The organism is Mesorhizobium sp. BR-1-1-10 (assembly GCF_020165595.1).
Lineage (GTDB): Bacteria > Pseudomonadota > Alphaproteobacteria > Rhizobiales > Rhizobiaceae > Mesorhizobium > Mesorhizobium australicum.
On sequence record NZ_JAIUIL010000002.1, the window covers coordinates 388066 to 401060 of the forward strand.

A 12995-nucleotide genomic window follows, 5' to 3' on the forward strand; every position below is an offset into this window, starting at 1 on the left:
TATAAGCTGAGCTTATGCGAAGCCTTCGCCACCTCCTGCCCTCCGCCGGCAGCCTGATCGTCTTCGAGGCGGCCGGCCGGTTGTCGAGTTTCACCGCCGCCGGGCGCGAGCTCGGCATGACGCAGGCCGCAGTTTCCTATGCCGTGCGTGGGTTGGAGGAACAGCTTGGCGCCACGCTGTTCCAGCGCCGCCACCGCCAGGTCAGCCTGACGGAGGCCGGCGAGCGCTTCCATGCCGACGTCTCGCTCGGTCTTTCCCACATCCGCAAGTCGGCGGAGGACCTGCGTCTGCAGGCGACTGGTGGCCATGTGACGCTCGCCGCCTCGACGGCCTTCGGCTCGTTCTGGATGATGCCGCGCCTGCAGCGGTTCCGCGATGAATTGCCGGGCATCGATCTGCGCATCCAGACCGGCGACCGAGATCTCGACATCATCGCGGAAGGCATTCCGCTTGCCGTGCGCGGAGGCGTGCCACGCGACTGGCCGGACTACCACTCGCTAGCGCTCTCCGACGAAGAGATCTTTCCGGTCGCGGGTCCCAGTTATCTGACGAAATTCGGCCGGCCCGAGACCGTCGAGCAACTGGCGACACACCGCCTCATTCATCTGGAAGAGCCCTATCGCGAGGCCCCGAACTGGGACGAATGGTTCCAATCGGCCGGAGCCAGTCTCCGCAATGCGGAGCGTGGCTTGCGCATCAATGACTATGCGATTGTGATCCAGGCGGTCATGGAGGGGCAAGGCATCGCGCTCGGCTGGCGCCACCTTGTCGAGCGGCTGCTGTCGACCGGGCTGCTGGTGCCGGTGACGGACCACATCATGAAGACGGGCACCGCGTTCTACGTCATCTGGCCGAAGAACCGCGAACTCAGCGACAATGCGCGCAAGGTCAGGGATTGGCTGCTGGCGCAGGCGTAAAGTGGCCTCGCGCGCGCCCACCGAATCCGTGTAAGATCAGAGCATGCCCATCCGCCAGCTTTCCGAAACGATGATCAACCAGATCGCCGCCGGCGAAGTCATCGAGCGTCCGGCGAGCGTGGTCAAGGAACTGGTCGAGAATGCGCTCGATGCCGGGGCCAGCAAGGTAGAAGTCGTCACATCGGGCGGCGGGCTGAACCTGATCCGCGTCACCGATGACGGCTTCGGCATTCCTGAACGGGAACTGGCGCTGGCCATCGCACGCCACTGCACCTCCAAGCTCACCGAGGATATCAACGACATTCGTTCGCTCGGCTTTCGCGGCGAAGCGCTGCCATCGATCGGCTCGGTGTCGCGGCTGTCGATCCGCTCGCGCACGGCCTCTAGCGACAGCGCCGCAGAGATCGGCATCGAGGGCGGCCGCGTCCTGCCAATCAAGCCGGCGGCGGCCAATCGCGGCACCACGGTCGAGGTGCGCGACCTGTTCTTCGCCACGCCGGCACGGCTGAAATTCATGAAGGGCGAACGCGCCGAAAGCTCGGCCATCAGCGACATCGTCAAGCGCATCGCCATCGCCTTCCCCACGGTGCGTTTCACGCTGGCCGGTTCCGACCGCACCACTCTGGAACTGCCGGCTACCGATGACAGCGCGGACGGCAGCTTGCGCCGGGTCGCGCAGGTGATGGGCGCCGACTTTCCCGACAATTCCATTGCCATCGATGCGATGCGCGAAGGCGTGCACCTGACCGGCCATGTGTCGATCCCCTCCTTCACCCGCGCCAACGCATTGCAGCAATATGCCTATGTCAACGGCCGCCCGGTGCGCGACAAGCTGATCGCCGGAGCGATCCGCGGCGCCTTCGCCGACGTCCTGCCGCGCGACCGCCATGCGGTGACGGTACTGTTTCTTTCGCTCGATCCGGCCATCGTCGACGTCAACGTCCACCCGGCCAAAGCCGATGTCCGCTTCCGCGATCCGGGCCTCGTGCGCGGGTTGATCGTCGGCGCGATCCGGCAGGCGTTGGCCGATGCCGGCATCCGCTCGGCCACCACCGGTGCCGCCGGCATGATGGCAGCGTTTCGGCCGGGCAGCCCGTCCTATGCACATCCCGGCCCGGCCAACGGCCATCGCAGCTACGACGCGGCCTATCGCGCTTCAGGCGCCGCCGGCTTCGATCCCGTGCGCTCGCCGCAGCGGCCGCTCGACATACAATTCGACAGCCCGGGCTTTGAACGCACCGGCGCAAGACAGGGCAGCGGATTTGGCGAAAATGAGCAAGCCGCGTTCGATGCCGGCCCGCTTGCCAGCGCCGATGCGCGCCCCGGGCAGAGCGAGGCAGCGGAGACGCTGCTCGGCGCGGTGCTGGGGGCCGCGCGCGCGCAGGTGCATGAGAACTATATCGTCGCCCAGACCAGGGATTCGCTCATCATCGTGGACCAGCACGCGGCCCATGAGCGGCTGGTTTACGAGGCGCTGAAGAACGCGCTGCACGCGCGGCCGGTGCCGTCACAGATGCTGCTTCTGCCCGAGATTATCGACCTGCCCGAGGAGGACGCCGAGCGGCTGGCCGTGCATTCCGAAACGCTCGCCCGCTTCGGCCTTGGCATCGAGCGTTTCGGACCGGGTGCGGTCGCCGTGCGCGAGACGCCGTCGATGCTCGGCGAGACCAACGTCCAGCAATTGGTCCGCGACCTTGCCGACGAGATTGCCGACAACGATACGGTCGAGACGCTCAAGGAACGGCTGGACAAGATCGCCGCCACCATGGCCTGCCACGGTTCTGTCCGCTCCGGGCGGCTGCTCAAGGCCGAAGAGATGAACGCCCTGCTGCGCCAGATGGAGGCGACGCCGGGTTCCGGCACCTGCAACCATGGCCGCCCGACCTATATCGAGCTCAAGCTGGCCGACATCGAGAGGCTGTTCGGGCGGCGGTGAACCGGCTGCGCGGCCAGCCCTCATTTCCTCCGCTGATATTTCCTTGTCCGTGAATTGAAGACGTAATCGACCGCGGTTCCGGCGCCACCGCCTCGAAAATTCACGGAAATGACGTCCTTGCCTCGCTCCACCCATTTCTCGACGTTCATATAGATGGTCGTCATCAGCATGCCGGCACTGCACACGTCATCATCGGCGAAGGTAATTTCCTGGACAACCTTGCGGCTGCTCTTTTTGATGACACGCATTTTTTCCATGCAGAGGCCGGCGCTGGTATTCGTGTAAATTCCCGAAAACCTGTCGGTGGCTGTCTGCGCCCAGAAGGAAATCTCGACGGTGCCGTCGATCTTCGCCTCGCCAGTGTCATCCAGGCTCGCTATTTTCTTGAGGGTGACGGGATATCTATCCGTGCCCTTGCTCCAGCTTCCGGTCACAGCGTTTCCATTGAGGTCGAGGGAGAATGGGCAGCTTGTGGTATCCACAGCGGGTCTCGGCCCCTGCACAATTATCCGATAGAATTCCTTGTCGTCTGAAATCTCGCAAAGCACGAACTTGGTGCCGGTGACCGTGCCATACAGCGCAATCGGGCTCTGCTTCGCGTCGTAGAAGTAGCTTCCATCGACCTTTGGCGCGCTGCCTAAGCTATCATATGTCTGTATGGAGAAATGGATGGGAGACGGCCCGAGGAAACCCTCGTAGTTTTCCACGTGGTACCAACCCGCGACGGCTTTCGCGTTAAGCAGCAACAAGCAAACGACCGTTGAGATAAAACGTCTTCCCATCCCGACCTCGCAGCGCCCGCGACGACCATCCGCCAAGACCGAGTGACAGTTGCCTTGCCTTGCGGCAGCCGTCAACTGGCGATGAAATCGGTGGTTCCCGACACGAGTCAGGGAAAGATCGCAAGCTTTTGAATTAGCGTTTCAAATTCACCACGATGACACCGCCGAGCGCCAGCGCGCCGCCGAGGATGCCGAGCAGCGTCGGCACCTCGCCCAGCCAGAAGAAGCCGATCAGGGCCGACATCGGCGAGACCAGATAGAGGAAGTTCGAGGCACGCGCCGCCGGCAGGCGCGACAGCGCGGTTGCCCACGCCGCATAGGCAACCAGGCTCGGCACGATGCCGAGATAGATGACGGCGCCGACGCCGGCAGTGTTGGCGACAGCGGCCTGCTGCAGAGCGGTGGGCAGGAAGGGCGCCAGGCAGAGCGCGCCGAGCACCATGTTGGACGCCGCGATCGTCAGCGGATGATGACGGGCAAACAGCGGCTTCTGGACGATGGTGTTGACGGCCGAGCAGAGGGCCGAGCCAAGTACCAGCAGCGCGCCGGCATTGAAATGAAGGCCATGCCCGTCGGCGACGGCGATGATGCCGATGCCGGCGAAGGAGATGACCGTGCCGATCCAGGCCAGGCCGGAGAAGCGCTCGCCGAGCAGCGCCATTGCCATGATGGCGGTAAAGATGGGACTGACATTGATGATGAAGCCCGCCGCTCCGGCCGAGACCGTCAGTTCGCCAAAATTGAGCATCGCCGTGTAGAGCGCGACGAAAATGGCGCCGCCAAAGGCGAAGCGCCAGAGATCGCCAATCCTGGGCAGAGCCGGACGCTTGATGGCAAGAAAGATCGCCGCCGGCACGGCGGCGATGGCAAAGCGCAGGGCGCCAAGCTCCAGCGGCTGAAAGGCGGCGAGCCCGGCCCGGATCGCCGGGAAGGCGGAGGCCCAGCCGATCACCGTCAGCGCCACGGCAATGGCGGCCGTGGTGTCCATCCGCTGTGTCGAATTCAACGTGCCTGTCGTCGTGCTCATCCCAGTGCCTCGGATTCTTCAGGTCTCGGGAGCAGGAAACGCCTTTCCAGGTCAATTGACAAACGACCAAATCGAGGGTCACCTGTGAGCATGGATCACAGCTCGAACAGTATGCTGCCCTTGGAGACGTTGCGCGCTTTCGACGCGGCGGCGCGCACGGGGAGCTTCTCGGCCGCCGCCGAAAAACTCAACCTCACGCATGGCGCGGTCAGCCGGCAGGTCGCCAAACTCGAGGACTGGCTTGGCCTGAAGGTTTTCGAGCGCGGCGCGCGCGGCGTGACGCTGACCAACGAAGGCAATCGACTGCATCTCAGGACCACCGAAGCCTTCGCGCTGATCTCGGTCAATTCCGACCGGTGGGTAGAGCCGCGCGGCACCGCGGTGGTGCGCCTGGCCTCCATTCCTTCGGTGAGCGGCCTGTGGCTGATGCCGCGCATGGCGGCGCTGGAGAACGATCCCACCCGCCTGCGCATCGTGCTCGATGTCGACAACCGCCAGGCCGATCTCGCCGACGAAGGCATCGATCTGTCGGTGCGCTGCGGTCGCGGCCGCATCCCGGGCCGTGTCTCGGTGCAACTGTTCGAAGAATATCTCTTCCCGATCGCCTCGCCGGGCCTCGCACGGGAGATCGGCAGCGGCGATCCAGCCCGGCTGCTCAAATTCCCGCTGATCAACGATTCCGACGCTTCGGGCTGGCGCGCCTGGTTGGCCGCGCAGGACATGGACTACCGGCCGCGCCCGCAAGACCGTCGTTTCGAGGATTACAATCTGGTGCTCGATGCAGCGGCTCATGGCCTCGGCATCGCGCTGGCGCGGCCGCCGCTCACCGAGCACCAGATACAGTCCGGCCGCCTCGTCGCCGTTGACGATCGCACCGTGCTCAATCCCGTTTCCTACTGGCTGGATCGTCCGGTCGGCCGGCCGCGCGCGGCCGCCGCGGATCTCGCCAGGCGCATTGCCGAACAGGCCGGACTTGCTTCGGCAAGGCTGGAAGCTTTCCTGCAGGATGACGATTAGGCGCTGACGCATCTCGGAGAATGCGTGACGGCCTCTATCGGAAATCGCGTGATACTCGCTTAACGGAACAGCAAAAGCACGATCGTGGTGGTTGCGGCCGAGACGATGGCCGTCACGATCGATATCGTCCACAGCGACGACGGAACTGGCTCGGATCGGGGAGCATGGCCCGCTGGACGGATGGAGGCGCCGCGCGGTTGCGGCGCGTTGGCATTGGCCGCGACCAGCACCGCGGCCGAAGCGACGGCCGGCGAGAATGTGGATAGGGCCGGCGGCGCGGCGAGTTTGGGGGTGCTGTCGTTGGCCGTTATCCGCGGCGGAGCGAAGTCGCGCGAAGCCTGATCGGTGTCCGTCCCTGCCCCACCCGTCGAGGCCCGTGCCAATGCATGGTGGGTGGCGGCGTCAGGTTCCATGACGGCCCGGTAGGCATCCTCGATCTCGGGGGAGGACAGGCGTTGTGAGGTTTGACCGGCCGGCCGCGGTAGCGAGCCTTGCAGCGCCTGGGCAGCGAACTGCGCCGATTGCACCATCGCGGGCGCCGCCGGCTGGACGAGCGCCTTGACCAGAGCCGCGGTCGCGGGATCGGCCCTGGGCGAAGGCACCGGCCCGGGAATGAGCGCTTCTTTCAGCAAAGACGTCATACTGGCATTGGCGATGTCCATGGCGCTTCCTGACAACCATTGTGCCATACCGCAATATTATATGAGCATTGCGCCAAGCTTGACCTTGCCCACGATTTATGGCGATTGAATCCCGATGAACTCAAGTACCGTTGCATGATGAACCGTTTCGAAGGCCCGGGCGGCAAGGAAGCCCGCATCCGCTATCTCGATGGCGATTTCCAGGTCACCAGCCCGGGCTCGTTCGTGCGCTGCGCGGTGACGGGCGAAAACATCCCGTTGGACGAGCTGAAATACTGGAGCGTCGCCAGGCAGGAGCCTTACGTGAACGCCATCGCATCGCTGCGCCGCGAAATCGAGGTGCATCCGGAGTTGCGCAAACGGAGTTAGAGCGGCTCAGCGTTTGATAGAATCTGACCCGCTCTCCTTCATTGTTTTACGCAATTCCGGACTGAAGACCGCCACGCACTTTTTCCTGAAGTAGCTTCATCTCCTCAGCTTGCGCTGCCGCCAGGCATCGAGCGTTTCCTCGATGATGCGTTCGGGCACGTGATCAAGCTCGAACACCGTGTCGATTTCCAGCACGTCAAGACGGTCGAGAAAGTCCTGCGGGGCGCCGTGACGCAGCCGGGCGGCGTCCTTGGCGGTGGTGATCAGGCCAAGGCCTTCGGCGCGTGCCGTCGCGGCCAGTTCGGCAAGCTCGTCCTCGGCGTAGAAGTGATGGTCCGGAAAGGGCCTGGACAGGACCACTTCGCCGCCGGCGTCACGCACCGTGTCGAAGAACTTTTCGGGATGACCGATGCCGGCAAAGGCCAGGAACCGCTTTCCGGCAAGCCCGGCCGTGCTGCTCGGCTCCGTGTGGGCCTCGAAGATCGGCCGGCCGGCACGCGCGGCTCGGCGGACCACGGCATCGGCGGCCGTGCCCTCGCCCATCTTCAGCAGCCCGCTGGTGAAGACCAGCTGGTCGACGATCTTGGCCCTGAGCGGACCGGCCGGGATGACGCGGCCATTGCCGATCCCATAGCGGGCATCGACCACGACCAGTGCATAATCGATGTGGATGCGCGCGCTCTGGAAGCCGTCGTCCATGATCAGGAAATCGCAACCGTGTTTTTCCAGCAGCAGCCGGGCGCCGGCGGCACGGTTCGGCGTCACCGCCACCGGGGCATGTTCGGCCAGCAGCAGCGGTTCGTCGCCGACATGCCTGGCGCTGTCATGGCTGACATCGACGACATGCGGCTCGGCGAAGGAACCGCCGTGGCCGCGCGACAGGAACCCGGGCTTCAGATGCATGCGCTTGGCCTGTTGGGCGAGCGCGATCGCCACCGGCGTCTTGCCGGTGCCGCCGACGGTGAAATTGCCGATACACAGAACCGGCGCCTGGATCTTCTCGCGCCGGGCCCGCCGCATGCCGCGACCGGCAACCAGCGCATAGACAGCCGACAGCGGCGACAGCGCCAGGACCTTCCAGTCCGGCTCTTCCCACCAGAATGGCGGTGCTTCGGAGGCCATTCTAACGCCCGTTGGCGCCCTTCAGGCGCGCCTTGACCACCAGCGGCTGGATATAGGGTTCGAGCGATTTGAGCGTGCGTGCCAGTGCGCCGCGCATCTCTTCGACAGTCGCGATCCCCGCAGCCATCATCTCGTGGCGCGCCACTTCGTTGGTCAGGAGGAAATTGACGGCGCCGGCCAGCATGTCGCGGTCGCGCACCAGCTTGGCGCCGCCGCTGTCGAGCAGGCGCTGGTAGGCCTCGCGAAAATTCTGCACGTTGCGCCCGGCGAGAACGGCGGTGTCGAGCATGGCCGGCTCAAGCGGATTCTGGCCGCCTTCGGAGGTCAGCGAGCGGCCGACGAAAGCGATTTCGGTCAACCGGAGATACAAGCCCATTTCGCCGATCGTATCGCCAAGCAAGATATCGGTATCGGCCCCGATACGGTCGCCCTTGCTGCGCCGCGCGACTTTAAGGCCCATGCCGGAAATCTGCGCGGCAAGGGCTTCGGCCCGATCGGGATGGCGCGGAACGACGATCGTCAAAAGGCCGTGGTGACGCCTGTGCAGCGTCGCGTGAACTTCCGCGGCGACCACTTCCTCGCCATCATGGGTCGAGATCGCCGCCCAGGTCGGCCGATCGCCGATCTGCCGCTGCAATGTGCCAAGCGCTCGCAAGTCGACCGGCGGCGGGTTGGTGTCGACCTTGAGATTGCCCGACACCGTCACCGGCCGGGCGCCGAGCGCCCGAAAACGCTCGCCGTCGACGTCGGACTGGGCAACGACATGGGCCAGATTCTCGAACAGGGCCTCGGCGATGTTGGCCCGCTTCTTCCAAGACATGAAGGAGCGATCGGAGAGCCGGCCATTGACCAGCACCTGCGGCACGTGGCGGGCACCAAGTTCGAGGATGGTCATCGGCCATATCTCGGATTCGGCGATGATCGCCAGATCGGGTTTCCAGTGATCGAGGAAGCGGCTGACCGCCGGCTTCAGATCGAGTGGCACATATTGGTGAATGATGCGGTCGCCGAGCCGCTCGTCGACGACCTGGGCCGAGGTGACCGTACCGGTCGTCAGCACGATGTTGACGCCATAGTCGAGGATGCTTTCGACAAGCGGCACGACGGCCAAGGTCTCGCCGACGCTCGCGGCATGGATCCAGATCACCGGGCCCTCGGGGCGCGGCCGGCCGGCGACGCCGTAGCGCTCGCGGCGGCGATTGCGGTCTTCCTTGCCGCGCGAGGTGCGCCAGGCGACGTAAGGCCCGACCAGCGGATAGGCGGCCGCGCCGGCAAAACGGTATGCCGACAACATGGTGCGGGCCCAGCGGCCGCTCACCGCGGGCCATCCACGAGGCGGTAGGCCTCGGCGGTCGCGGCATTGAGGGCGGTGGTGATTTCCTGGCGCTTGCGTTCCATTTCGGCGTCATCGGCATCCGCCGCCACAAAGATCGGCGTGCCGATGGTCACGGCGGAGCGGCCGAAGGGCAGGTTGATGGTGGTCTTGTCCCAGCTCTTTTCCAGCACCTTGCGGCGGCTGGTGGCGATGGCGACGGGCAGCAGCGGCCGGCCGGAGAGGCGAGCCAGGAGAACGATACCGAGCCCTGCATCGCGCGGGGTACCATGGGGAATGTCTGCGATCATGGCGACGTTCTTGCCTGATGTGAGCGACTTTTTGAGGGCGATGAGCGCCTTGGCCCCGCCCTTGTCGAGATGCCTGGCATTGTCGCGCCCGCCCGAACCGCGCACCGCCTCGATGCCGAATTTCTCCAGCATCAGGGCGTTGAGCTCGGCATCGGCGCTACGCGACACCATGGCAACCAGCGGCTTGCGCTTGGGGTAATAGGCCGGCGTCAAAAGATGCTGGCCATGCCACAGAGCAATGATCCCCGGCTCGAACTCGGCATAGGCGCCGCCCGAAAAGCGCGCCGATCCGGCGACCAGGGGGCTGGTCGCGCGAACCAGCCGCACGAATTGCGCGAGCAGGCTGGCAATGGCGTTCTTGACGAATCGCGACTGCGCGAGCGGTTCGCGAATCCTGCGCCAGAAGGCCTTGGTCGTACGGCTGCGGCCCCTGCCCGTGGGCGCGGCCTCGCCGGCTGGCTCTTTCGCCAGATCATGCTCCATCGAAGTCAACCGGCGGCCTTGCTATCGGGATCCAGCAGACGGTGCAGATGAACGACGAAATAACGCATATGGGCATTGTCCACGCTGGCCTGCGCCTTGGCCTTCCACGCCGTGTGCGCGGATTGATAGTCCGGATAGACGCCGACGATGTCGAGCGCATCGAGATCGCGGAACTCGGTGCCGCCAAGTTTCTTCAGTTCGCCGCCGAACACCAGATGCAAAAGCTGTTTCTTTCCGTCTTCCGCGGCCATGTCGGTCCTTCACATATCGTGAGTTTGTGACAGGTCTAGACCAAAGCCGCCGACTTTGGAACCTTCGAAAAACGCTTTCAGCCATCCAGCCCGGCTATGACGTCGACCAGCACGGCCAGCAGTTCGCCGCTGCCGGCCGCGAGCGCACCGTGGCGGGTCACCTCGCCGGCATAGGACGGCGCGTGGCCATGCGGGTCGAGCAGTTGGCCACCTGCCTCGCGCAGGATGAGGTCTGCGGCGGCGATGTCCCAGTCATGCGCGTTCGGCTTGACGAAGGTGCCGTCGAGCGTGCCACTGGCGATCATCGCCAGGCGGTAGGCAAGCGAAGGGCTGTAGGGCGCCCGTTGCAGCCGCTCCTGCCAGCCGGCCGGCATCAGGTCGATCAACTGCTTCAGGCCGGAAATCTCGGGCTTGTCGCCTGGCTTGCGCACCGCAATGCGCTTGCCGTTGCGGAATGCGCCCTGGCCTGGCAGCGCGGAATAGGTCTCGTCCATCGCCGGGCATTCGAGCACGCCGGCGAGCGTGCGGCCATTCTCGACGACGGCGACGCTGACGCACCAGGCGCGCTGGCCTTCAAGGAAGCCGCGCGTACCGTCGATCGGGTCGACAACGAAGGTGCGGCGCGCCGAAAGCCGCGCCGGGTCGTCGGCCGTCTCTTCCGACAGCCAGCCATAATCCGGCCGTGCCGCAAGCAACGTCTGGCGCAGATACGCATCGGCGGCATGATCGGCTTCGCTGACCGGCGAGGTGCCGCCCTTCATCCAGACCTGCGGATTATTGCCGAAGTAGCGCATGGCGATGAGACCCGCCTCGCGGGCGGCGTCGCGCAGCAGCGGCAGGTCCAGATCGGCACCGGCGGTGGTCAGCTCATGCTCCGGCAAGGGTCATGCCTTCGATCAGGAGCGTCGGGGCGGCGGTGCCGAAATTGCGATCAAGGTCATTCGCGGGCATCATGTTGAGGAACATCGTCTTCAGGTTCGAGGCGATGGTGACTTCGGCGACCGGATAGGCAAGCGCCCCATTTTCGATCCAGAAGCCGGAGGCGCCGCGGCTGTATTCGCCGGTGAGCATGTCTACGCCCTGGCCAAACACTTCGGTGACGTAGAAGCCGCTCTTGAGCGAGCCGATCAGATCTTCCGGCGACCTTTCGCCTGGCTCGATGGCAAGATTGGTGGAAGACGGCGAGACGGAGGAGCCGCCGCGCGCGCCGCGCCCGTTGGTGACGAGGCCGAGCTCCCGGGCCGCCGATGTCGACAGGAACCAGTGATTGAGGACGCCCTTTTCGATCATCAGGAGCTTCTCGCCCTCGACGCCTTCGCCATCGAACGGGCGCGAGGCCTGGCCACGGCGCCGCAGCGGCTCGTCAGTAACGGTGATGGCGGACGCGGCCACCTGCTTGCCCATCATGTCGCGCAGGAACGAGGTTTTTCGCGCGACGGAAGCGCCGTTGATGGCACCGGCGATATGGCCGGCAATGCCGCGCGCGACGCGCGGGTCGAACACCACGTCGACCGATCCGGTCGCCGCCTTGCGCGCGCCAAGGCGACGCACGGCCCGTTCGCCGGCCCGGCGGCCGATATCCTCGGCCGCGTCGAGATCGGCAAAATGCTGGCGCGAGGAGAATTCGTAGTCGCGTTCCATGCCGGTGCCCTCGCCGGCGATCACGCTGGCCGAGCGCGAAAAGCGCGAGGCGACATACTGGCCGAGAAAACCGTGCGAGGTGGCCAGAACCAGCCCGCCCAGCCCGGCGCTGGCATTGCTGCCGGCCGAATTGGTTACGCCGTTGACGGCGAGAGCCGCCGCCTCGGCCGCAAGGGCCGCCTCCTTCAACTGGTCCGCCGACACTTCGGTTGCATCGAACAGGTCCAGATCGCGCGTCTGTCTGGCGAGCAGCGCGGGGTCGGCAAGACCCTGGTAGGGATCCTCGGGGGACACTTTGGCCATGGCGACGGCGCGCTCGGCAAGGGCCTTCGGATCGGACGCGGCGGTGGCCGATACGCTGGCCACACGCCGGCCGACGAACACCCGCAGCGAAACGTCGTCGCCCTCGGACGCCTCTGTGTTTTCGACCTTGCCAAGCCGCACCGAAACACCGGTCGAGCGGCCACGCACCGCGACGGCGTCCGCGGCATCGGCGCCAGCGCGTTTGGCGGCCTCGACCAGGGCCGCGACACGGTCCGTCAATTTCGCGGCATCGAGCTTGTCGGTCATGCACTTGATCCTGTTTTCTTCAGCCTGTCCGGAAGGCAGGTGCTGCCGCACCATCTATTGTTCCACTGCCGCTTGTGCAATGGCAGAAGGGCAATCAGGATGTTGCGACCAAATCGCCATCGAAGCGCCCGCAAAGAGCGGACGTCGCGGTTTTTGCCTATCTGGAGCCTTCGCCATGACGCCTTTCCATCTTGCCTTTCCAGTCCGTGATCTCGATGAAACCCGAACTTTCTATGGCGAGGTGCTGGGCTGTGCGATCGGCCGCTCGTCGGCGACCTGGGTCGATTTCGACCTCTACGGCCACCAGATGTCGGCGCATTTGCGGCCGCAGGCCGCGCGAGCTGCAAGCGACAGCAAGGTCGACGGCATTTTGGTGCCGATCCCGCATTTCGGCGCTGTGCTCTTGATGGACGACTGGCAGCGCCTGGCGACGCGGCTGGAAGCGCGCGACGACATAGACTGGCTGGAGCGGCCGATGGTCCGCTTCAAGGGGGAGCCCGGCGAACAAGCGACATTGTTTATCCGGGATCCCTCGGGCAATGCCTTGGAATTCAAGGGCTTTCGCTCGCTGGAGCAGGTATTCGCGCATTGAGATCAAAGGGGCGGCAGCCCGTCT

Annotated in this window: 14 protein-coding genes; 5 read left to right on the plus strand and 9 right to left on the minus strand. The window is 65.1% G+C overall.

Features of this window, described 5'->3' with window-relative positions; translation table 11 throughout:
• Positions 1 to 14 precede the first annotated feature (14 nt).
• Together LB555_RS04865 and mutL are read left to right on the plus strand one after the other, a co-directional pair.
• A complete protein-coding gene (locus LB555_RS04865; protein ID WP_015318339.1) occupies positions 15 to 917 on the plus strand; it encodes a LysR substrate-binding domain-containing protein in 903 nt (300 codons plus the stop codon).
• A gap of 43 nt (positions 918 to 960) precedes the next feature.
• The gene (mutL, locus tag LB555_RS04870; RefSeq protein WP_224682374.1) at positions 961 to 2853 is read left to right on the plus strand and encodes a DNA mismatch repair endonuclease MutL; all 1893 of its coding nucleotides are present in this window, start codon (positions 961 to 963) and stop codon (positions 2851 to 2853) included.
• A 20-nt stretch (positions 2854 to 2873) separates the two neighbouring features.
• Here mutL and LB555_RS04875 read toward each other — a convergent pair whose 3' ends face one another.
• Complete coding sequence (locus LB555_RS04875; RefSeq protein WP_015318341.1) at positions 2874 to 3635, minus strand: hypothetical protein; 762 nt, start codon at positions 3633 to 3635, stop codon at positions 2874 to 2876.
• Positions 3636 to 3768: 133 nt separating this feature from the next.
• Positions 3769 to 4662, minus strand: a complete 894-nt coding sequence (locus LB555_RS04880) for a DMT family transporter (protein WP_224682375.1) — start codon at positions 4660 to 4662, stop codon at positions 3769 to 3771.
• Positions 4663 to 4752: 90 nt separating this feature from the next.
• On the opposite strand from LB555_RS04880, the gene LB555_RS04885 reads away from it, so the two are divergent.
• The gene (locus LB555_RS04885; protein ID WP_140717657.1) at positions 4753 to 5679 is read left to right on the plus strand and encodes a LysR substrate-binding domain-containing protein; all 927 of its coding nucleotides are present in this window, start codon (positions 4753 to 4755) and stop codon (positions 5677 to 5679) included.
• A gap of 59 nt (positions 5680 to 5738) precedes the next feature.
• Here LB555_RS04885 and LB555_RS04890 read toward each other — a convergent pair whose 3' ends face one another.
• Entirely contained in the window at positions 5739 to 6341 is a 603-nt protein-coding gene (locus LB555_RS04890) for a hypothetical protein (protein ID WP_224682376.1), read from the minus strand.
• A gap of 114 nt (positions 6342 to 6455) precedes the next feature.
• Here LB555_RS04890 and LB555_RS04895 point away from each other — a divergent pair, with 114 nt between their 5' ends.
• On the plus strand, positions 6456 to 6689 hold the full coding sequence (locus LB555_RS04895; RefSeq protein WP_140617125.1) for a DUF2093 domain-containing protein: 234 nt from the start codon (positions 6456 to 6458) through the stop codon (positions 6687 to 6689).
• Positions 6690 to 6785: 96 nt separating this feature from the next.
• On the opposite strand, the gene lpxK is transcribed toward LB555_RS04895, so the two are convergent.
• The 6 genes from lpxK to LB555_RS04925 all read right to left on the minus strand — a co-directional run bounded on the left by lpxK (position 6786) and on the right by LB555_RS04925 (position 12379).
• Positions 6786 to 7811, minus strand: a complete 1026-nt coding sequence (gene lpxK, locus LB555_RS04900) for a tetraacyldisaccharide 4'-kinase (protein ID WP_140720912.1) — start codon at positions 7809 to 7811, stop codon at positions 6786 to 6788.
• Position 7812: 1 nt separating this feature from the next.
• A complete protein-coding gene (waaA, locus tag LB555_RS04905; protein ID WP_015318346.1) occupies positions 7813 to 9129 on the minus strand; it encodes a lipid IV(A) 3-deoxy-D-manno-octulosonic acid transferase in 1317 nt (438 codons plus the stop codon).
• Entirely contained in the window at positions 9126 to 9917 is a 792-nt protein-coding gene (locus tag LB555_RS04910; RefSeq protein WP_015318347.1) for a lysophospholipid acyltransferase family protein, read from the minus strand. The genes waaA and LB555_RS04910 overlap by 4 nt, the downstream gene beginning before the upstream one ends.
• Before the next feature lie 5 nt (positions 9918 to 9922).
• Positions 9923 to 10168, minus strand: a complete 246-nt coding sequence (locus LB555_RS04915) for a DUF4170 domain-containing protein (protein ID WP_015318348.1) — start codon at positions 10166 to 10168, stop codon at positions 9923 to 9925.
• Between the two features lie 77 nt (positions 10169 to 10245).
• Positions 10246 to 11049 carry a 3'(2'),5'-bisphosphate nucleotidase CysQ gene (locus tag LB555_RS04920; protein WP_015318349.1) on the minus strand — a complete coding sequence of 268 codons (804 nt, stop codon included), beginning with the start codon at positions 11047 to 11049 and terminating at the stop codon, positions 10246 to 10248.
• Entirely contained in the window at positions 11036 to 12379 is a 1344-nt protein-coding gene (locus LB555_RS04925; protein ID WP_224682377.1) for a TldD/PmbA family protein, read from the minus strand. The genes LB555_RS04920 and LB555_RS04925 overlap by 14 nt, the downstream gene beginning before the upstream one ends.
• A 175-nt stretch (positions 12380 to 12554) precedes the next feature.
• On the opposite strand from LB555_RS04925, the gene LB555_RS04930 reads away from it, so the two are divergent.
• On the plus strand, positions 12555 to 12971 hold the full coding sequence (locus tag LB555_RS04930; RefSeq protein ID WP_224682378.1) for a VOC family protein: 417 nt from the start codon (positions 12555 to 12557) through the stop codon (positions 12969 to 12971).
• The last annotated feature ends 24 nt before the right edge of the window (positions 12972 to 12995 follow it).

What these genes read in the sequence shown, in the direction of transcription:
- LB555_RS04895 (WP_140617125.1), top strand. Translation starts at nt 6,456, where the DNA reads ATGATGAACCGTTTCGAAGGCCCGGGCGGCAAGGAAGCCCGCATCCGC.
- LB555_RS04915 (WP_015318348.1), bottom strand. Translation starts at nt 10,168, where the DNA reads ATGGCCGCGGAAGACGGAAAGAAACAGCTTTTGCATCTGGTGTTCGGC.
- LB555_RS04885 (WP_140717657.1), top strand. Translation starts at nt 4,753, where the DNA reads ATGGATCACAGCTCGAACAGTATGCTGCCCTTGGAGACGTTGCGCGCT.
- LB555_RS04890 (WP_224682376.1), bottom strand. Translation starts at nt 6,341, where the DNA reads ATGGACATCGCCAATGCCAGTATGACGTCTTTGCTGAAAGAAGCGCTC.
- LB555_RS04925 (WP_224682377.1), bottom strand. Translation starts at nt 12,379, where the DNA reads ATGACCGACAAGCTCGATGCCGCGAAATTGACGGACCGTGTCGCGGCC.
- lpxK (WP_140720912.1), bottom strand. Translation starts at nt 7,811, where the DNA reads ATGGCCTCCGAAGCACCGCCATTCTGGTGGGAAGAGCCGGACTGGAAG.
- LB555_RS04930 (WP_224682378.1), top strand. Translation starts at nt 12,555, where the DNA reads ATGACGCCTTTCCATCTTGCCTTTCCAGTCCGTGATCTCGATGAAACC.
- LB555_RS04865 (WP_015318339.1), top strand. Translation starts at nt 15, where the DNA reads ATGCGAAGCCTTCGCCACCTCCTGCCCTCCGCCGGCAGCCTGATCGTC.
- LB555_RS04910 (WP_015318347.1), bottom strand. Translation starts at nt 9,917, where the DNA reads ATGGAGCATGATCTGGCGAAAGAGCCAGCCGGCGAGGCCGCGCCCACG.
- LB555_RS04880 (WP_224682375.1), bottom strand. Translation starts at nt 4,662, where the DNA reads ATGAGCACGACGACAGGCACGTTGAATTCGACACAGCGGATGGACACC.
- mutL (WP_224682374.1), top strand. Translation starts at nt 961, where the DNA reads ATGCCCATCCGCCAGCTTTCCGAAACGATGATCAACCAGATCGCCGCC.
- LB555_RS04875 (WP_015318341.1), bottom strand. Translation starts at nt 3,635, where the DNA reads ATGGGAAGACGTTTTATCTCAACGGTCGTTTGCTTGTTGCTGCTTAAC.